Annotated in this window: 14 protein-coding genes and 2 tRNA genes; 11 read left to right on the plus strand and 5 right to left on the minus strand. The window is 63.1% G+C overall.

What is annotated here, in order from left to right; translation table 11 throughout:
• Positions 1 to 96 precede the first annotated feature (96 nt).
• Positions 97 to 2,913 (plus strand): DUF349 domain-containing protein, encoded by a 2,817-nt coding sequence (locus tag AC097O_RS17640; RefSeq protein ID WP_479594210.1) that lies wholly within the window; start codon positions 97 to 99, stop codon positions 2,911 to 2,913.
• A 62-nt stretch (positions 2,914 to 2,975) separates the two neighbouring features.
• Here AC097O_RS17640 and AC097O_RS17645 read toward each other — a convergent pair whose 3' ends face one another.
• The 5 genes from AC097O_RS17645 to AC097O_RS17665 all read right to left on the minus strand — a co-directional run bounded on the left by AC097O_RS17645 (position 2,976) and on the right by AC097O_RS17665 (position 8,456).
• Positions 2,976 to 4,088, minus strand: coding sequence for an endonuclease/exonuclease/phosphatase family protein (locus AC097O_RS17645; protein ID WP_479594211.1), 1,113 nt, complete (start codon positions 4,086 to 4,088; stop codon positions 2,976 to 2,978).
• Positions 4,089 to 4,146: 58 nt separating this feature from the next.
• Positions 4,147 to 6,123: a UvrD-helicase domain-containing protein gene (locus AC097O_RS17650; RefSeq protein ID WP_479594212.1), complete on the minus strand. Its 1,977-nt coding sequence runs from the start codon at positions 6,121 to 6,123 to the stop codon at positions 4,147 to 4,149.
• A gap of 65 nt (positions 6,124 to 6,188) precedes the next feature.
• Positions 6,189 to 6,743 (minus strand): elongation factor P, encoded by a 555-nt coding sequence (gene efp, locus AC097O_RS17655; RefSeq protein ID WP_315190624.1) that lies wholly within the window; start codon positions 6,741 to 6,743, stop codon positions 6,189 to 6,191.
• 112 nt (positions 6,744 to 6,855) lie between these two features.
• Entirely contained in the window at positions 6,856 to 7,944 is a 1,089-nt protein-coding gene (gene earP / locus AC097O_RS17660; protein WP_479594213.1) for an elongation factor P maturation arginine rhamnosyltransferase EarP, read from the minus strand.
• Positions 7,944 to 8,456, minus strand: a complete 513-nt coding sequence (locus AC097O_RS17665) for a YgjP-like metallopeptidase domain-containing protein (protein ID WP_479594214.1) — start codon at positions 8,454 to 8,456, stop codon at positions 7,944 to 7,946. Before AC097O_RS17665 ends, earP begins: the two co-directional genes overlap by 1 nt.
• Before the next feature lie 25 nt (positions 8,457 to 8,481).
• Between AC097O_RS17665 and uvrC the strand changes: the two genes are divergently transcribed.
• From uvrC to AC097O_RS17715, 10 genes are all read left to right on the plus strand, one after another.
• Positions 8,482 to 10,449 carry an excinuclease ABC subunit UvrC gene (gene uvrC / locus AC097O_RS17670; RefSeq protein WP_479594215.1) on the plus strand — a complete coding sequence of 656 codons (1,968 nt, stop codon included), beginning with the start codon at positions 8,482 to 8,484 and terminating at the stop codon, positions 10,447 to 10,449.
• 34 nt (positions 10,450 to 10,483) lie between these two features.
• The gene (gene pgsA / locus AC097O_RS17675; protein ID WP_479594216.1) at positions 10,484 to 11,050 is read left to right on the plus strand and encodes a CDP-diacylglycerol--glycerol-3-phosphate 3-phosphatidyltransferase; all 567 of its coding nucleotides are present in this window, start codon (positions 10,484 to 10,486) and stop codon (positions 11,048 to 11,050) included.
• 257 nt (positions 11,051 to 11,307) lie between these two features.
• Positions 11,308 to 11,580: an HU family DNA-binding protein gene (locus AC097O_RS17680; protein ID WP_295957592.1), complete on the plus strand. Its 273-nt coding sequence runs from the start codon at positions 11,308 to 11,310 to the stop codon at positions 11,578 to 11,580.
• Between the two features lie 17 nt (positions 11,581 to 11,597).
• A tRNA-Val gene (locus tag AC097O_RS17685) sits at positions 11,598 to 11,673 on the plus strand.
• A gap of 91 nt (positions 11,674 to 11,764) precedes the next feature.
• The gene (locus tag AC097O_RS17690; RefSeq protein ID WP_479594217.1) at positions 11,765 to 13,690 is read left to right on the plus strand and encodes a peptidylprolyl isomerase; all 1,926 of its coding nucleotides are present in this window, start codon (positions 11,765 to 11,767) and stop codon (positions 13,688 to 13,690) included.
• A gap of 41 nt (positions 13,691 to 13,731) precedes the next feature.
• Positions 13,732 to 13,807, plus strand: a tRNA-His gene (locus tag AC097O_RS17695).
• Between the two features lie 201 nt (positions 13,808 to 14,008).
• Positions 14,009 to 16,564 (plus strand): sensor domain-containing protein, encoded by a 2,556-nt coding sequence (locus AC097O_RS17700; protein ID WP_479594218.1) that lies wholly within the window; start codon positions 14,009 to 14,011, stop codon positions 16,562 to 16,564.
• Between the two features lie 65 nt (positions 16,565 to 16,629).
• Positions 16,630 to 17,391 carry a 5'/3'-nucleotidase SurE gene (gene surE / locus AC097O_RS17705; RefSeq protein WP_479594219.1) on the plus strand — a complete coding sequence of 254 codons (762 nt, stop codon included), beginning with the start codon at positions 16,630 to 16,632 and terminating at the stop codon, positions 17,389 to 17,391.
• Between the two features lie 156 nt (positions 17,392 to 17,547).
• Positions 17,548 to 18,198 carry a protein-L-isoaspartate(D-aspartate) O-methyltransferase gene (locus AC097O_RS17710; protein ID WP_479594220.1) on the plus strand — a complete coding sequence of 217 codons (651 nt, stop codon included), beginning with the start codon at positions 17,548 to 17,550 and terminating at the stop codon, positions 18,196 to 18,198.
• Between the two features lie 77 nt (positions 18,199 to 18,275).
• Positions 18,276 to 19,166, plus strand: coding sequence for a peptidoglycan DD-metalloendopeptidase family protein (locus tag AC097O_RS17715; RefSeq protein ID WP_479594221.1), 891 nt, complete (start codon positions 18,276 to 18,278; stop codon positions 19,164 to 19,166).

Below are 19,166 nucleotides of genomic sequence, written 5' to 3' on the forward strand. Positions count from 1 at the left end.
CGCTTGTGGCCCATGGGCCACTCGTTTATTTACCCTTAGCGGTTACCGGCTTGTAAGCTGGTTTTCGCTGGCCAACCTCCAAGAATAAGTTCATCCATGTTTGGTTTCTCCAATCCCAAAACCGTGCCTGCCCCTGTGTCTGAAAAGCCTGCTGTGACCACCAAATCCAACGAACCGCATCCGCTCGACGCCCTGACCGGCGGCGCTTTCTCGGCCCACACGGCGGGCGAGCGCGCCCAGCGCATCCGCGACTGGCTGCTCACCAACCCCGGCTACGAGCAAATGCACGAGGTGTTCCAGGAGCTGAACGGGCGCGACCGCGGTGCCGCCAAGCCCCTGCGCGAAAAGCTCGACGAACTCAAGCGCACCAAGGGTGCCGAACTCATCGCCGCCGAATGGGCCCGCAAGGCCACCGCGCTGCTGGAATTGCCGCGCCTGAACATGGCCGATGCCATGGCCTGGCAGCGCGATGCCGCCAAAGCCGGTGCGCCGCTGAGCAAAGAGCCGCTGGCCGGCCTGCGCGTGCAACTGGCCGACCGCGTCAAAGGCATCGAAGACCTGCAGCACCGCGTGCAAGTCCAGCGCGAAGCCGCCGTGCTGCTGGCCCAGCGCATCGAAGTGCTGTCCACCAAGCCCTGGCGCGATGCCCAGACCGCCCTGGACGTGCTGCGTAACGACGTGCAACATTGGCAAGACCAGGCCACCGCCCTGGCCGCCGACAGCAACTGGAGCAGCGTAGACGGCAAATACCCCACCATGCTGGACGCCTCGCGCGGCCAATTGCTGGTGGTGTGGGAAGCCTTCCAGAGCGCCTTGGCCCTGGCCGTGGCCGCCGATGCCGATGCGGCTGCACCCCTGCCCCCGGTGAACGTGTGGGCCGACGAGGTCCGCGTGGCCCGTGGCATCCCGCTGGAAGCCGCCAAATCTGACAAACCCGCCCGTGCGCCCAAGGCCCCGGTAGACCCGGCCCTGCGCGATGCCGCCAACCAGGCCGTGCAAGCCGCACTCACCAAGGTCGAGCAAGAAGTGGCCGAAGGCCATGGCAAGGCCAGCGCCGGTGCTGCCGCCGCCCTGCGCAATGCGCTGAAAGAACACAACCGCCTGGTCGACGACAAACTGGGCAACGCCGCCCAGGCCGCCCTGGCCGCCGCCGGTGAGCTGGAAGGCTGGCAGCGCTGGCGCGCCGACCAACTGCGCGAAGAACTGTTGATCAAGGCCGAAGGCCTGCTCAAGCGCCCCGAAGGCCACGCCCTGGGCGGCCGCAAGATGCAGGACACGCTGCGCCAGATGCGCGAGCAGTGGAAGCAAACCGACCAAGGCGGCGTGCCCAACCACGCACTGTGGAAGCGCTTCGACGAAGCCTGCAACGAAGCCTACAAGGTTGTGGAAGCCTGGCTGGACAAGGTCAAGACCGATGCCGTGGCACACAAGGCCCAGCGCCTGGCCCTGATCGAAGAAGTCAAGGCCTGGGCCGCCGAGAACGTGACGGCCAAAGACGGTGACTGGAAGGGCTTCTCCCGCATCCTGCACCAGTTTGGCGACCGCTGGCGCGATGCCGGTCACCTGGGCGAAAAAGCCTTTGCAGAAATGCAGCCGCTGTGGAAAGAGGCCATTGGCCTGGCCGCCGCGCCGCTGGAGAATCTGCAAAAAGCCAGCGTGGACCGCCGCCACGCCATGATCGAAGAAGCCAAGGTGCTGGGCGCTGCCCCGGTGCTGCGCATCGATGCCGTCAAGGCCCTGCAGCAGCGCTGGCAGGCCGAAGCCCAGGGCGTGCCCATGGACCGCAAGTTCGAGCAAAAGCTGTGGGACGCGTTCCGCAAGCCGCTGGACGATGCCTTTAACCGCAAGACCGAAGAGCGCGAGAAATCTGCCAGCGCCCTGAGCGACCGCGACCGCATGGTGCTGGATGCCGCCAAGGCCCTGGATGCCGCCAACGCCACCGGCGATGCCCAAAAGATCCGCAGCGCCGTGGCCGGTCTGGAAGCCGCGTTGCGCGGCCAGGCCCTGGCCCAGGCCGCAGTGCAGGCCGAGAAGGCCGAAGCCGTGGCCGAATCTGCGGTGCAAGCAGAAGCCCAGGCTGCTGCGCCGGTAGCTGAGGTTTCTGAAGAAAATCAGGCCCCAGCGCCCACCGAATCGGCGCAAGAAGCTACTGAATCTGTAGCAGATGCAGAACCCGTTGCCGAAGCCGCTCCGGTCGAGCCGCCCAAGCCCGTGCGCAAGCCGGTGGTGGCCATGCGCGGCGACGACCGCCCTGGCATGAAGAAGGCCGAGCCTGCTGCTGCCGCAGGCCGTGGTGGCAAGTTTGGTGACCGCAAGGACGGCCCACGCGGTGCACCACGCCCGGGAGACAACAAGTTCGAGCCCATCCGCAGCGAGCGCGGTGACCGTCCATCCCGTGACGGCGGTCGCTTTGGTGACCGCCCCGCGTTCGAAGACCGTGGCCCCCGCCTGGGCGATGCGGCTTTCCGCGCCCAGCGCGATGCCCTGGAAAACGCCCAGCATGCCCTGAAGAAGCTGGCCGCCCAAGCCCACGGTGAGGTCTTGACCGACCTGCTGGGCGCCTGGGAAAAGCGCGATGTGGAGCAGTTGCCTACCGCCCAGGCCCTGGGCAGCAGCGTCAACGCCGCCACCCGCACCGCCTGGTCGCAAAGCATCACTGCGGCCCCCAAGGCCGATGAAAAGACCACGGCCGAAGCCCTGCTGCGCCTGGAAATGGCCGCCGAAGCGCCCACGCCCGCCGAGCACATCAGCGCCCGCCGCATGCTGCAACTGCAACTGCTGACCAAGCGCAACGACCCCGCGCCCGCCCAAACCTGGGCGCAAGATGCCGCCAAGGTGCTGGCCAGCAACTTCGACGCAGGCAATGCCCGCCGAATGCAGACCGTGCTGAAGGTGCTGTTGAACAAGCGTTGATTGCAACACTGCAGATGAAAAAGGCTACCCCCGGGTAGCCTTTTTTTCGTCTGCGCCATCCGTCAAAGGTCTAGATCAACCCATAGTGCAGCGTGGTCCGAAGCAGCCTCATCGGCGCTGCGGACTTCGGCAAAGTGCGGCCACAGCGTGCCGTTTTTGCCGCCCCACATGCCCCGGCGCTCCACCCCGGCAGCGCGGACCAGGGCGAACAGATCGGGTGACAACAAAATATAGTCCAGCTTGGCCGCCGCCGTGCAGTTGCCGTGCGTGCCCGCCCGCCCGCCACTGGCGTACAGCGGGTGGCTGCTGATGTCTTGCAGCACCGAGCCCTGGCGCAGCAGCGGGTCGAGTGGGGCGTTGCCGGGGATTTCGTTCAGGTCACCCACCACGGCCACCAGCGTGTCGCCCGCCAGCAGGTGGGCATCGACCAGTGCGCGCACCCGCTGGGCCTGGCGTTTGCGCTTGGCGTTGTTGTCGGCCTGGTTGCCGAAACCCTTGCTCTTGAAGTGGTTGGCCAGCAGCCACAGGCGCTTTCCCTGGGGCAGGGCGATCTCGTATTCGGCGCAGTCGCGGCTGAAAATCAGGCCCTTGGCATCCGTATCGTCCACATGCGAGCGGATCGACACGATGGGGTACTTGGCGCGGGTGAGCAGCCCCACGTCGATGCCGCGCTCGTCGTTGCCATCGACCAGCATCACGTGCTCAAACGGCTTGCCCGCCACCTCGGGCAGCACCTGCTGGTTGAACAGACGCAAGGTGGTGCGGTTTTCGGCCTCGATGACCACCTGCAGGTCGGCGGCCACGGCGTGCAGCACCCGGGCGGTGTTCTGGGTGGCGACTTCGTTGACCGGCTCGGTCTTCAGCTCGACCCAGCCAATCCAGCTTTTGCGCCCCGTGGCCACGATGCTGGCATCGCCCACCCGAGGGCGCAGGATGAAGTCGCCCCGGATCTTGCGCAGCAGCAGCATGGGGCCTTCATCGGATTTGAGCAGGCCGTGTGCGGCCAGCAGCGTGAGCATGCGCTGCTTGTCGGCCGTGCTGTAGCGGGGCTTGGCAAACAAGGTGTTGAGTTCCTTGTGGGCCTCCAGCGTGGGTTTGCCTTCGGTCCAGTCGCTGCCGTTGAGCGCCATGGCGCGGTCGAACATGTTTTCGACGTTGAAACTGGCCAGGCGCATGGCAACTCCGCTAGCTAAGGTGGCCCCAGCCTAGTCCGAATGGCCGCCGTGCGCATCCCTACTTTTGCGGATGCGCCAGGGCGGCAAACGGGCCGGGCCGGTCCTGGTGGCTGAGCAGGGTGAGCGCGCGCCGCGCACGGGTGGTGCCCACGTACAGCGTGTTCAGCTCTTCGTCCGCGTCGCCATGCGGGTCGGGGAACTCGCCCTGCGCCAGGTAGGGCAACAGCACCGCATCAAACTCCAGGCCCTTGACGCTGGTGATGCTGGCGATCAGCAGGCTGGCGGCTTTGTCCTTGGCGCTGGTGTGCTGCTTCTGTTCGATGGTGTTGAGGTGCTGGAAGAACGCTGCCGGGCTGGCAAAGCCCTCGGCCGCCTGGGCCAGCCAGGCCAGGTTGGACTCGGCCTCCAGGCGGCGGCGAGTGGAGGTGAGCACGTTGCGCACCAAGGATGGCGCGTGCAGGGCCGCCAGCACGGCTGCCAGCAGGCCAGGCCCCGTATGGCTGCGGATGGTGTCAATCGCCGCCTGCAGCCGCTGGCGGGTGGCGGGCGTGGCATTGCGCAGTACCTGGTTGTCAAAGAACGATTTCAAGAACGTCGGCGCCACGGCCACGGCGCGCACCGCGTCGTCCAGCAGCTCCTGCTGGGATTCGTGCTCGCGGCCCTCTACCTGGATGCGCGATTCGGCAAAAAACACCAGGGCGCGCAGGATGTTCTTGCGCGTCTGCTCGGCTGTAATGCTGGCCAGGTCGTCGGTGGCCACCGCCAGCAGGCCGCGCAGCAGCAGCACCTCGGGGCGCTGCACATAGCTGTCGAAACCCTGGGTGCTGTAGGGCATGCCTGCGGCGATCAAGGCGTTTTCGATCTGTACTGACTGGTGCGGGTGGCGCAGCAGCACGGCGAACGCGTCCATCTTGGCCTTGGGCTGGGCTTTCCACTGCTGGGCGGCGGCCACCACCTGGCGGGCGCAGTCGGCATTGTCGCTGTAGTGCTGCAGCGCCACCGTGCTGGTGTGCGGGGCCAGGGAGGCATAGGGTTTAGCGGCAATCTTGCCGGCCAGATTGGCGATGGACGGGCTGAAACGGAAGCTGTGGGTCAGCGGGTAGCGCTGCACGGCGTGCGTGCTGTGCTCCTCCAGCGCGGAGCGCATGAACTGCGCGTCGGCACCGGTGGCTTTGTGGATCACCTGGTCGATGTCGCCCACGCCGCAGAAAAAGCAGCGGTTGCTGGCCAGCAGCGCCTGCAGCAGGGTGAACATGGCCTGGTTCATGTCGTGCATTTCATCGACCACCAGCACCTTGACGGCCTGCGGCCAGGCGGACGTGTGCCGCACCGATTCGCCGCCGTGCAGCAGGCAGGCCAGGTCGTAGGTGGCATCCTGCGGCCCGCGGAAGGCGGGCTTTTCGGGGTTGGCGCAGCGGATGCGCTCGAACGCCAGGTAAATTTTGAGTTGCGTGTATTCGGTGCCAATGCTGTCGGCGTAGTCGGGCGACACGGCCTGCTCATCGCGCTGCAGCACGTCGCGCAGCGTGCCTTTGAGGATCTCGCCTTGCTGCAAGAAGCTGTCCGTCATGCCGTGGTCGCCCAGGGTGGGCATCAAGAGCTCGGAGCGCCAGCGGTCATCCGGGTGGTCGGCCACCTGCTGCACCGCCTCCCAGATCACCGGGCTGAACTGTTCGGCTTCCGAAAAGACCGGCACCTTGCCGCCTTCGAGCTCGGCCAGCACCTGGGTGCTGAAGGCCTCGAAAGTCTGGATGCGCATCTGCTGCGCCACGGCTGCGGGCACGCCGATTTTCTTCAGCGCACCGCGCAGGGCCGTGCAGGCCGCGTCGGTGTAGGTGAGCGCAAATATCTGCTCGGCCCGCGTACCCCGCGTCCAGGCCTCGGCCATGCGCAAGGCCAGCACCGTGGTCTTGGCGGCCCCCGCGTTGGCCTCCACCATGGCCACCCGCGCCGGGCTGATCTGTATCGCCAGTTGCTCCGCCGTCGGTGTGATGGCTTTTGGGATGAAGTGCGCGACGGTTTTGGTGGGGATCATGGTGGGGGATATTCTTGCCGCAATAAAAAAGGCTCCCGAAGGAGCCTTTTGCTGGGTAGCCGTGATCAGACCCGTTTACGGTATTCGCCGGTGCGGGTGTCGATTTCGACCTTGTCGCCTTGGGCAACAAAAATTGGCACGCCGAACTCGAAGCCGGTGGCAATCTTTGCGGGCTTGAGCACCTTGCCGGACGTGTCGCCCTTGACGGCGGGCTCGGTCCAGGTGATTTCGCGCTGCACGCTGGTGGGCAGTTCGACCGAGATGGCCTTGCCGTCGTAGAACACGACTTCCAGTTCCATGCCGTCTTCCAGGTAGTTCAGTGCGTCGCCCATGTTTTCGGCTTCGACTTCGTACTGGTTGTATTCGGTGTCCATGCAGATGTACATGGGTTCAGCGAAGTAGGAGTAGGTGCAATCCTTCTTGTCCAGAATGATCTGGTCGAGCTTGTCGTCGGCCTTGAACACTTGTTCGGTGTTGAAGTTGGCGATCAGGCTCTTGAGCTTCATGCGCACGGTGGCGGAGTTGCGGCCACCGCGGCTGTATTCGGTTTTCAGAACGACCATCGGGTCTTTGCCGTGCATGATGACGTTGCCAGCACGGATATCTTGGGCGATTTTCATAGCATTCTCTGGAGTGAGGGCCGCTCAATGCTTCTCAAAGAAGATGTCTGCGGCGGGTAGGGCAAGTATTCGCGTTTGCCGATAGCTGCCCATTTGGGCAAAGCCCTGGATTTTAGCCGGTTTCGGGGCGGAATTGGAGGAGCTGGGTGACGAGGTCGGGCTGCTGCACCAGCTGGGTGCGCAAATCCAGGGCCCACGGGCTCCAGTCTGGTAGCGCCAGAGCGGGCAGGGCGCTGGCTTGCAACCCGTTCCATACCCGGTGGAATTGCCGTAAAGAGGCGGGGGCCTGGGCCCTGTCCAGAAAGGCTTCGAGCTTGGCGTGGTGGGCTGCGTCGTCTTGTGGGTAGATCTGCCAGACGAAGGGCTTGCCCGCCCAGAGGGCCCGCACCAGCGAGTCTTCGCCGCGCACCAGGTTGCAGTCGCTGGCCCACAGCAGGTGGTCGAAGTCGCGCTGGCTCAGGGTGGGGAGGTATGAAATTGATAGCTTCTCACGCTTATGGAATAAGCGCTGGAGCCATTTTTTATCTAAAAGTGCAGCCTGCACGGCGCGCGTGGCCCGGCCTGCGGTGACCAGCAGGCGGGTGGGCGTGGGGGCGCTGGCGAACTGTTCGAGCAGTGCGGCCAAGGCTGGCGGCTCGTAGCAAAACAGGCTGATGATCTGCTCGCCCGGCTGGAGCGGTGGTATGCCGTGCGCCTTCAGCCAGGCCTGCGCATCGAACGCGGCTTGCCGCTGTGCCAGGTCGGCCTCGCGCAGCAGGCCGCCGGTGCGGGAGGTAAAGCCGGGGTAGAAAAACCATTTTTGCCGACCCGCCGCCGGACCATCGCGCACCAGCGAGGGCAGGGCGTGGCAGCGTTCCACATAGGCTTCGGCCGACAGGTATTCCAGGTTTATCCACAAGGGTTTTAGGCCGTTTGCGCCGGTATGATCGGCACAAGAAGCTATGAATTCAGGAGCAATGGTGCAGCCGAAGGCTTCGATCCACACATCGCTGGGGGGCAGGTCTTCCACCTCCAAAGGCCGCGTCCACCGCCGCACCTCCACGCCCGGACAGCCTTGCGGCGCCATCCAGGCCAGGGCCGAGGGGTCGTCCACCCACAGCCGTACCTGCACGCCACGCGCCGCCAGATCGGCACTGAGCCGCCAGCACACGCCGATGTCGCCAAAGTTGTCGATCACCTCGCAGAAGATGTCCCAGCGCATCAGCTCGGCCAGTCCAGCTTGCCCGCCACGTCGATGTGCGTCAGGTACAGCCGCACGTCGAATTCCAGCTGGTGGTAGTCGGGCTCCATGTAGGTGCAGAGTTGGTAGAAGGGCTTGTCGTGGTTGCGCTCCTTCAGGTGCGCCAGCTCGTGCACGGCGATCATTTTCAAGAACGGGTCGGGCACGTCCTTGAACAGGGTGGCGATGCGGATTTCGTGCTTGGCCTTGAGCTTGTTGCCCTGCACCCGCGACACGGTGGTGTGGGTACCCAGCGCATGGTGGTAGACGTGCAGCTTGGCATCGAAGCCGACCTTGTTGATTTGCGCGGCGTTGCGCATGTGCTGGGTTTTCAGGTCCATCACGTAGTCGAACAGGGCTTTGTCGGTGCGCACGCTGTGGGCGCGCGGGTATTTTTTGAGCAGCAGTGCACCCAGTTGGTCGTCGGCCAGCAGTTGCTGCACCTGGGCGGTGACGTGGGCCGGGTAGGCCGACAGGTATTTCAGGGGGAGCATCCCCGGATTGTCCACAATACGGCTTATGTCCGAGATTAATCCTGTTGAGCCACCAGAGGCTCCTGTTGCCGTACCCGTCCATTCCGACCAGTTGCTGAGCGAAGTCGCGGCCCTGCCTGCCTTGCCCGGCGTGTACCGCTACTTCGATGCCGACGGCACCGTGCTGTATGTGGGCAAGGCCAAGAACCTCAAGAAGCGCGTCACTACCTACTTCCAGCGCGACCACGGCGGCACCCGCATCGGCCACATGGTCAGCAAGATTGCGCGCATGCAGACCACGGTGGTGCGCTCTGAGGCCGAGGCCTTGCTGCTGGAAAACAACCTCATCAAGACGTTGCACCCCAAGTACAACATCCTGTTCCGCGACGACAAAAGCTACCCGTATCTGAAGATCACTGCCTTGCCAGCGTTCTCTGCCGAGTCCAGCGCGGTGACCTTCCCGCGCGTGGCGTACTACCGGGGTTCGGTCGAGAAAAAGCACCGCTACTTTGGCCCGTTTCCCAGCGCCTGGGCGGTGAAGGAGTCGATCCAGTTGCTGCAAAAGGTGTTTCGCCTGCGCACCTGTGAAGACACGGTGTTCAACAACCGCACCCGGCCCTGTTTGCTGTACCAGATCAAACGCTGCTCGGGCCCCTGCGTCAATTTTGTGTCGCCGCAAGACTATGCGCAAGACGTACTGAACGCCGAGAAGTTTCTGGACGGCGAGACCCAGCAGGTCTTGCAGGCGCTGGAGGTCCGCATGATGGCCCACGCCGACCAGCTGGAATTCGAGCAGGCGGCCGAGTTGCGCAACCAGATGAGCGCCCTGTCCACGGTGCTGCACCAGCAGTCGGTGGACAACGTGTCCGACAAGGACGTGGACATCCTGGCCGTGAAGGTGCAGGGCGGGCGGGCCTGCGTGAATCTGGCCATGGTGCGCGGCGGGCGGCATCTGGGCGACCGGGCCTACTTTCCCACCCACGTGGAAGATGCTTTTTTCATGGGCAGTGTGGAGGTGGAGGGTGAAGAGGTCGCCCAGGCCGTGGAGGTGCAGGTGCTGGAGGCCTTCATCGCCCAGCACTACATCGAGATCCCGATTCCGCCCGCCCTGATCACCAGTGCGCCGGTGGGCAAGGCCTTGCTGGATGCTTTGTCTTCGCAAAGCGGCGTCAAGGTGACGGCGGTGCACAACCCGCGTGAGCAGCGCCGCGTGTGGCAGGAAATGGCGCAGAAAAATGCCGACCTGCAACTCGCCCGTCTGCTGGCCGAAGAGGGCTCGCAACAGGCCCGCACCCGGGCCCTGGTGGACGCGCTGGACCTGGCCCCGGACGATCTGGACACTTTGCGTATCGAGTGTTTCGATATTTCACACACCGCCGGGGAGGCCACCCAGGCCTCCTGCGTGGTGTTCCAGCAGCACAAGATGCAGAACTCGGAATACCGGCGCTACAAGATCGAAGGCATCACGCCGGGCGACGATTACGCCGCCATGCGCCAGGTGCTGACGCGGCGCTATAGCAAGTTTGGTGTGCAGCCTGAAGCCCCTGCCGAGCCACCGGCAGGGCGTATGCCCGACCTGGTGCTGGTGGACGGTGGCAAGGGCCAGGTGTCTATGGCCAAGGCTGTGTTCGAGTCGCTGGGGCTGGACCTGGGGCTGATCGTGGGCGTTGAAAAAGGCGAGGGCCGCAAGGTCGGGTTGGAAGAATTGGTATTTGCCGATGGCCGCACCAAAGCCACGCTGGCCCGTGATTCGGCAGCGCTGATGCTGGTCGCCCAGATCCGCGACGAAGCCCACCGCTTCGCCATCACCGGCATGCGGGCCCAGCGCGCCAAGGTCCGCGTGGGCGGCAGCAAGCTGGAAGATATTGCGGGCATCGGCCCCAAAAAGCGTGCCAGCCTGTTGCAGCGTTTTGGCGGAATCCGGGGCGTAGCCGCTGCGGGGGTGGACGATATCGCCAAAGTTGACGGTATTTCGCGTGAATTGGCCGAAGAAATCTACCGAGCACTGCGCTAACGGCATTGCCCTGGCGGCATGACACAATCAAGCCATGTTTTGGACCATCCCTACCATCATGACCTGGACGCGCATCGTCGCGATCCCTTTGATCATTGGTGTTTTTTACCTGCCGATCAGCGAGCCCAGCCGTAATCTGATTGCCACGGTGATGTTCGTGGTGTTTGCCGCCACCGACTGGCTGGACGGGTATTTGGCCCGCAAGCTGAACCAGACATCCTCTTTTGGAGCTTTTTTGGACCCGGTGGCAGACAAGTTTTTGGTTTGCGCCTGTGTGTTGGTGCTGGTGCATCTGGGCCGCGCCGATGTGTTTGTGGCGCTGATCATCATTGGCCGCGAAATTGCCATTTCGGCGCTGCGCGAATGGATGGCGCAGATTGGTGCGTCCAAGAGCGTGGCCGTGCACATGATCGGCAAGCTCAAGACCGTGTCGCAAATGGTGGCGATTCCATTTTTGTTGTATGACGGGCTTCTGTTTGGCATGGTGGACACGCATGTATGGGGTGTTTGGCTGATCTGGATTTCGGCGGTCCTGACCATTTGGTCAATGGTTTACTATCTGCAAAAGGCGCTGCCCGAAATCCGGGCACGGACGAAATGAGCGCTGAACAAGGTGTTTTAAAAAGTGTCGCAGGGGTTCAAGGACCGGGCCAAAAACGGTCTAGAATCCGCCTCCGCGCCGCTTGAAAGCAGTTTGTCTGATTGACACCATGCAAGTCCATGGTTTTAATTGTTGAAGCAGCGGTTGCTGCAAAGTTTCGTTTTTCCCTGGCTTGTTTTCTGCGCGCTGCAGTCGGCAACTCGGGGTGAAATTTTTTGAATATCGTGGTCTGAATAAATTTGAGCGAGGGGCTCCTTGTGAACAAAACGGAATTGATTGAACACATCGCAAAGCATGCTGATATCTCTAAAGCAGCGGCTACACGTGCCTTGGAGTCCACCATCAGTGCGGTCAAAACGACGCTGAAAAAAGGCGGTACCGTATCGCTGGTAGGATTCGGCACCTTCGCGGTGGGTAAGCGCGCAGCACGTGCCGGGCGCAATCCCCGCACCGGCGATGCGATTAAAATCAAGGCCGCCAAGGTCCCCAAATTTCGCCCAGGCAAAGCATTGAAAGATGCGTTGAACTGAGGTTTGTGTTTCAGGTGGGGTGCTTAGCTCAGTTGGTAGAGCAGCGCCCTTACACGGCGTAGGTCGGCGGTTCGAGCCCGTCAGCACCCACCACTCCCACCCGGCAAAGGCGAACAAATTGTTCGCCTTTTTTGTTTTTTAACATGGGCACCGCGCCCATCGTGTTTTTCAAAAGAGTTCTGCCATGTTTGATTTCGTCCGCAAGCACACCAAGATCATGATGGGCTTGATGTTCTTGCTGATCATTCCCGCTTTCATCCTGGTGGGTGGCCAAGAAAGCTTCAAGAGCTTCAATGAAGGCGGCGAAACGGTTGCCAAGGTGGCCGGTCAAGATATCAAGCAGACCGATTGGGACAATGCGCACCGCAATGAAGTGCAGCGCATCATGGCCGCCCAGCCAGGCACCGACCCCAAGCTGCTGGACTCACCCGAAGCGCGCTATGCCACGCTGGAAAACCTGGTGCAGCAGCGCGTGCTGGCCGCCGCAGCCGACAAGTTCCACCTGGTTACCAGCGACAGCCGCCTGGCCCGCAGCCTGCAAGAAGACCCGACCATCGCGTCGCTGCGCAACCCCGATGGCTCGCTCGATATGGCCCGTTACACCCAGCTGCTGGCGGGGCAAAACATGACACCGGCGATGTTTGAAGCCCAGGTGCGCACTGATTTGTCGCAGCGCCAGGTGGTAGCGGGCGTGGCGGGAACCGCGTTCAGCGCGGGTGCTGAAGCCGATGTGGCGCTGAATGCCTTGTTGGAAAAGCGTGAAGTGCAGGTCGCCTTGTTCAAGACCACCGATTTCGCGGCCAAGGTCAACCCGACCGATGCCGAGCTGGAGGCCTGGTACAAAGACCACCCAGCCCTGTTCCAGGCACCGGAGCAGGCGACCATCGAGTACGCCGTGCTGGACCTGGATGCCGTGAAGAAGGGCATCCAACCTAACGAGCAGGATTTGCGGACCTATTTCAAAGAGAATGCCGACCGCCTGGCCAGCAAAGAAGAGCGCCGTGCCAGCCATATTCTGCTCAATGCGCCCAAGGATGCCTCCGCCGACGATCGCAAGAAGGCCCGCACCAAAGCCGAAGAGTTGCTGGCCCAGGTCAAGAAGAGCCCGGCCAGCTTCGCCGACGTGGCCAAGAAGAACTCGCAGGACACCGGCTCGGCCGTCAACGGCGGCGACCTGGATTATTTTGGCCGTGGTGCCATGGTCAAGCCTTTTGAAGATGCCGCGTTTGCCTTGAAAAAAGGCGACATCAGCGACATCGTAGAGTCGGATTTTGGCTACCACATCATCCAGTTGACCGACATCCGTGCCCCCAAGCAGCGCAGTTTTGAAGAGATGCGCCCCGAGCTCGAGGCTGATCTGAGGAACCAGCAAGCCCCGGCCAAATTTGCCGAAGCCGCCGACGCGTTCACCAACGGTGTGTACGAGCAGGCCGACAGCCTCAAGCCGGTGGCGGATCGCCTCAAGCTGAATGTCCAGACTGCGTCGCTGTCCCGTACCCCGGCACCCGGTGCCACCGATGTTCTGGCCAATGCCAAGTTCCTGAATGCGATTTTCTCATCCGATTCCATCGAGAAGAAGCGCAACACCGAAGCGGTAGAAACCGCGCCCAACCAGTTGGTGGCTGGGCGCATTACCCAGTACACCGCTGCCCACACCCTGCCTTTTGCCGAAGTCAAAGACCAGGTGCGGGTGCGGGTGGTGAGCGCACGCGCGACCGAGTTGGCCAAAAAGGAGGGCCTTGAAAAGCTCGCGGCCTGGAAAGCCAATCCGGCGGCTGCGGCTTTGTCTGCCCCGCTGTTACTGTCGCGTGAAAATGCCCAGCAGCAGCCGGTTCAAGTGGTCAATGCCGCCTTGCGTGCCGATCTGAGTAGTTTGCCGGCCTGGGTGGGGGCGGATCTGGGCGAGCAAGGCTATGCCGTGGCCAAGATCAACAAATTGGTGCCGCGCGATGCACCGGTGGAAGCCTTGCTCAAGCAAGGCCGTGCGCAATACAGCCAGGGCTGGGCGGGTGCCGAGAGCCGCGCTTACTACAACACGCTCAAAGAGCGCTTCAAGGTCAAGATCAACGTGGCCAAACCGGCTGCCAAAACCGGTATTGATGCGAGCTAAGGTCTTAATTGCAAAAATTCAAGCTATAATATGAAGCTACGGTGGCTGTAGCTCAGTTGGTAGAGTCCAGGATTGTGATTCCTGTTGTCGAGGGTTCGAGCCCCTTCAGCCACCCCATTTATTTGCTGGTTTGAGTGATACGTTGGTTTTATTGCAAGGGCGCTACCTGACAGGTAGCGCCCTTTTTCTTTGCCATGTCCGGTATTTCACTTTAGCGCCCTGCTGTCAAAAGAAGGGGGCGTGTGTACTAATATGGGCAGCATGCAGCTATGAAAATGTGTACCTGCCTTGACCTCGCTGAACCCGTAGGAACCTCGTGTGGAAACCAAGCGCCCCAGCTCTCGTACTGACCATACTCCCTTGGGGGAAGATGCGGTGAATGCGCGTGCGCTGTTGGTGGGCAGAACGACGGCGCTGGTGGGCAATGCGGTATCGCCGCAGATTCTGGCAGTATTGGATGGTTTGCCGGTGCTGGTCAGTGCCATGGATTTGCGCGACCGCCGCACCATCACCTACTGGAACCGCGAGTGCGCCTCGGTCTCGGGCTACGCCAGCGATGAACTGGTGGACCATCCTGAAGCCCTGCAGTGGCTGTACCCGGAGCCCTCTTACCTGTCACGAAAATTGGCCGATTTTCTGGAGTTGGGTGCCAGTTTTCGGGATGTGGAGTGGACGCTGACCACCAAGTCGGGCGACAAGCGGCGTATCGCCTGGTCCAGCATCGACGGTTTGCGCCACGCGTCCCAGCCCGATATCGTGTGGTGCATTGGTCTGGATGTCACGGCCCGCTCCGAGTCGGACCGCTTGCTGCGCGACCGCGATAAATTGCTGGGCTCGGTGTTTCGGCACTTGCCCGACATGGTCTACCTCAAGGACGGAGAAGGGCGATGGCTGTTGACCAACCCCGCCGCGCGCGCCGTGCTGGGTTTGACCGAGCAAGAAGCCTATGGCTACACCAATCTGGAAATTGCCGACCGCGACCATCCCCAGGGTGAAGGCTTGCGCCAGGGCGCTCTGACCGATGAGGCCACCTGGCAGTCGGGCCGGGCCTCGCACATGCAGGAAGTGGCCGACGACGGGCAGGGCAACTTGCGCTGGCTGGATGTGGTGCGGGTGCCCACCTTCGGGCGGCGGGGCCAGCGCATGCACCTGTTGATGGTGCGCCGCGACATCACCGACCAGCGTATCGCCGCCACCAAGCTGGAGCTGGCGGGCCGGGTGCTGGAGCAAAGCACCGACGGCATCATCGTGACCGACGAGTCCAACCGCATCATCATGGTGAACGGTGCGTTCACCGAAATTACCGGCTACCAGGCCGGCGAAGTCTTGGGCAGCGACCCCAAGCTGCTGGCCTCCGGGCAGCACGATGCGGCTTTTTTCCAGCAGATGTGGAAGGTGTTGGCCGAAGAAGGGCGCTGGACCGGCGAGATATGGAACCGCCGCAAAAACGGCGAGGTGTATCCGCAATGGCTGAGCCTGTCGGCTCTGCACCGGCGCGCCCACGGGGATGTGACGCACTATGTGGCGGCTTTTTCCGACCTGAGCTCGCGCAAGGCGGCCGAAGAAAAAATTGCCTATTTGTCCAGCCAGGACGTGATTACCGGCCTGCCCAACCGGGCCCAGGTCGCTTTGCGGTCCACCCTGGTGCTCAAGCACGCTAAGACCACCCACGAACAGGTGGCGATGATCGTCATCGATGTGGACAACTTCAAGACCCTGAACGATTCGCTGGGCCATGCGGCGGGTGATCAGATGCTGCGCGAAGTCGGTTTGCGGTTGAGCCAGTTTGCCGACGAGCGCTCGGTGGTGGGGCGTTTGAGCGGCGACGAGTTCCTGATTTTGCTGCGCAATGTGCAGGGCACGGCCGAGGCGGCCCACATGGTGACGGCCTTGATGGATGCGGTGGGCCAACCCATGACTTTGGCCGATATGCCGGTCAATGTGTCCATCTCCGCCGGCATTGCGATGTTTCCGGCCGATGGCAGCCAGTTCGATGCCTTGTTTGGGCGCGCAGACTCTGCCTTGTACGCAGCCAAGCGCGGTGGACGCGGCACCTACCAGTTTGCCAATGCCACCATGAACGAGGCGGCGCTGGAGCGGCTGCGGCTGGAATCGGCCCTGCGACTGGCGATCGAGAATAACGCCTTGCGCCTGGAATACCAGCCGCTGATCCATCTGCCCAGCGGGCGCGTGGTGGGGGCCGAGGCCCTGTGCCGCTGGGACCACCCGGAACGCGGCGCAATCCCGCCCGGCTTGTTCATCCCGATCGCCGAAGATTGCGGCCTGATCGAAGCCCTGGGCGGCTGGGTGCTGAAAACCGCTGCCATGCAGTTGCGTGCCTGGCACGATGCAGGCCAACCCGAGCTGATCATGGCGGTGAACCTGTCGGCTCGGCAGTTCCAGCGCGGCGTGGTGCTCAAGCAGGTGGAAACCGCGCTGGAGATGTCCGGCATCGCCCCTGACCGGCTGGAGTTGGAGCTGACCGAAAGTGTGCTGTTGCACGACGGCGAAGCCGTGACCGCCGTGTTGCGCCGCTTGCAGGCCCTGGGGGTGAAGCTGTCGATCGACGACTTTGGCACCGGCTATTCCAGCTTTGCCTACCTGCGCCGCATCAAGTTCGACAAGATCAAGATCGACCAGTCGTTTGTGCGCGATTTGATCGACGACCCTGACAACGCCGCCATCGTGCGCGGCATTATTTCGCTGGCCCTGAGCCTGGGCCTGAGCGTACTGGCCGAGGGCGTGGAAACCGAAGAAATCGCCCAGCGCCTGCGCCACCTGCAGTGCACCTACGCCCAGGGCTACCACTTTGCCCGCCCGCTGCGGCCCGAGGTATTTGCCCTCCAGCAGGGGCTGGTCACCACACAGGCCTAGTGTTACATCGGGTGTCGGGCGCTGTAACCCGGCCCCTACAATCCGGTAACACTTTGGCATGTTCTATGAAAATTCTGATTTCCAACGACGACGGCTACCAGGCTCCTGGCATTGTGGCGCTGTATGAAGCGCTGAAAGACGTGGCCGAGGTCGAGGTGGTCGCACCCGAGCACAACAACAGTGCCAAGTCCAACGCGCTCACCCTGTACGCGCCTTTGTACGTGCACCAGGCCGCCAACGGTTTTCGGTATGTGAACGGCACCCCGGCCGACTGCGTGCACATCGCCCTGACCGGCCTGCTGGGCTACCGGCCGGATCTGGTGATCTCGGGCATCAACAACGGCGCCAACATGGGCGACGACACCATCTACTCGGGCACCGTGGGCGCGGCCATGGAGGGCTACCTGTTCGGCATTCCGGCGATTGCCTTTTCGCAAACCCAGGGTGGCTGGGCCCATCTGGATGCCGCCGCCCAGACCGCGCGCGACCTGGTGCTGCGCCTGACCAAACAGCAGCAGGAGGGCGCACCGCCGTGGCTGTTGAATGTAAATATTCCCAATTTACCGCTGGACCAGCTCAAGCCGATGAAGGTGTGCCGCCTGGGCCGCCGCCATTCGGCGGAGAAAGTCATCACCATGGACAGCCCGCGCGGCGACACCATGTACTGGATCGGCAGCGCCGGAGCCGCCAAGGACGATGCCGAGGGCACCGACTTCCATGCCAGCCTGCAAGGCCACGTCACCCTGACCCCGCTGAAGGTGGATCTGACCGACCACGACAACCTGGGCTACTGGGCGCAAACAGCATCCCGCCTGGCGGTGGCCTGAATGGCGCAGCGGCCTCCGTTTCCGGCCCGGCTGGATTTCTCCGTCGGTGCACCGTCGGCCAAGACGGTTGCTACTAAATCAGTAGCTTCTCGTGCTGATGGAATAAGCGCTAAACCCCTAAAAAGCTTAGAAATAAAAACCACAGCAGGCCATGGCATGGACTCGGACGCAGTGCGTGCCCGCATGGTGCACAAGCTGTCGGCCATGGGCATTGCGTCGGCCCCTGTGCTGCGCGCCATGGGCTTGGTGGAACGGCACCGCTTTGTGGATACCGCCCTGGTCAACCAGGCCTACGAAGACACCAGCCTGCCCATCGGCCTGGGCCAGACCATCTCCAAGCCCAATGTGGTGGCCCGCATGGGCGAATTGCTGCTGGACTCGGCGCTGGGCAAGGCCGGGCAGCTGGGCCGGGTGCTGGAGATCGGCACCGGCTGCGGCTACCAGGCGGCGGTGCTGGCGGTGCTGGCCCGCGAGGTCTACAGCATCGAGCGCCTGCGCGGCCTGCACGACAAGGCCCGGGCGAATCTGCGGCCCTTTCGCCTGCCCAATGTGCACCTGCTGTTTGGTGACGGCATGCTGGGCTACGCCAAGGGCGCGCCGTACGCGGGCATCATCGCCGCAGCCGGGGGCGACGCGATTCCGCAGGCCTGGCTGGACCAGTTGGCGGTGGGCGGGCGGCTGGTGGCCCCCATGGTCACCAGCGGTGGCAAGCAGGCGCTGGTGGTGGTGGACAAAACCGCCCAGGGCCTGAAACAGCAGTTACTCGAAGCGGTGCATTTTGTCCCTCTAAAATCAGGGATTGCATAACCTGCAGGCACGGGCCGCGGAGGGCCGCGGAGCACGCCGTGCCGGGCAGGTTATTTCATGTTTTTAGGAAGTTTCACATGCACGCGTTGCACAGTCAGGGTTGGTTGAAGATTGTTGGTTTGGTGGCTTTGGTGGTGGTGGGTGGCTGCGCGGGCCCCAGTGTGCATAAGGCTCCGGTGGAAGACCGCGGCACCAGCCGCTCGCAGTCCACCACGGCCACGCCCGATGCGGCGCCCGCCAAACCCCTGCCCGGTGCCGAAAATGCCGGTAAACCGGGCTATTACACCGTCAAACCAGGCGACACCCTGATCCGTATCGGCCTGGACAACGGCCAAAGCTGGAAAGACATCGCCCGCTGGAACATGCTGGACAACCCCAACGTGATCGAAGTGGGCCAGGTGCTGCGCGTGGTGTCACCCAATGCCGTGGTCGCCGAGAACGGCGTGACCACCCGCCCGGTGGCCTCCAGCACCGTCACCCCGGTGGCCGTGCCTGCACCGTTGGCGGCGGCTTCCAGCCCGGCCAGCGCCGCCAGCGCCACCGCCAGTGCGGCCCCCAAGCCCGTCACCCCGACCCCCGTGGCCCCGGCTGCGGCCGAGGACGATGTGGCCTTCATCTGGCCTACCAGCGGCGGGCTGATTGCCGGTTTTGACGAAGCCAAGAACAAGGGCCTGGACCTGGGCGGCAAAACCGGCGATGCCGTGCTGGCCGCCGCCGATGGCCGGGTGGTCTATGCCGGTGCGGGCCTGCGCGGCTACGGCAACCTGCTGATCCTCAAGCACAACAACACCTACCTGACGGCCTACGCCCACAACCAGACCTTGCTGGTCAAAGAAGACCAGTCGGTGCGCAAGGGCCAGAAAATCGCCGAAATGGGCAGCAGCGACGCCGACCGTGTCAAACTCCACTTCGAGATTCGCCGCCAAGGCAAGCCTGTCGATCCCGCCAAATATCTGCCCAACCGGTAA

The organism is Rhodoferax sp. LS1P39, from assembly GCF_056521425.1.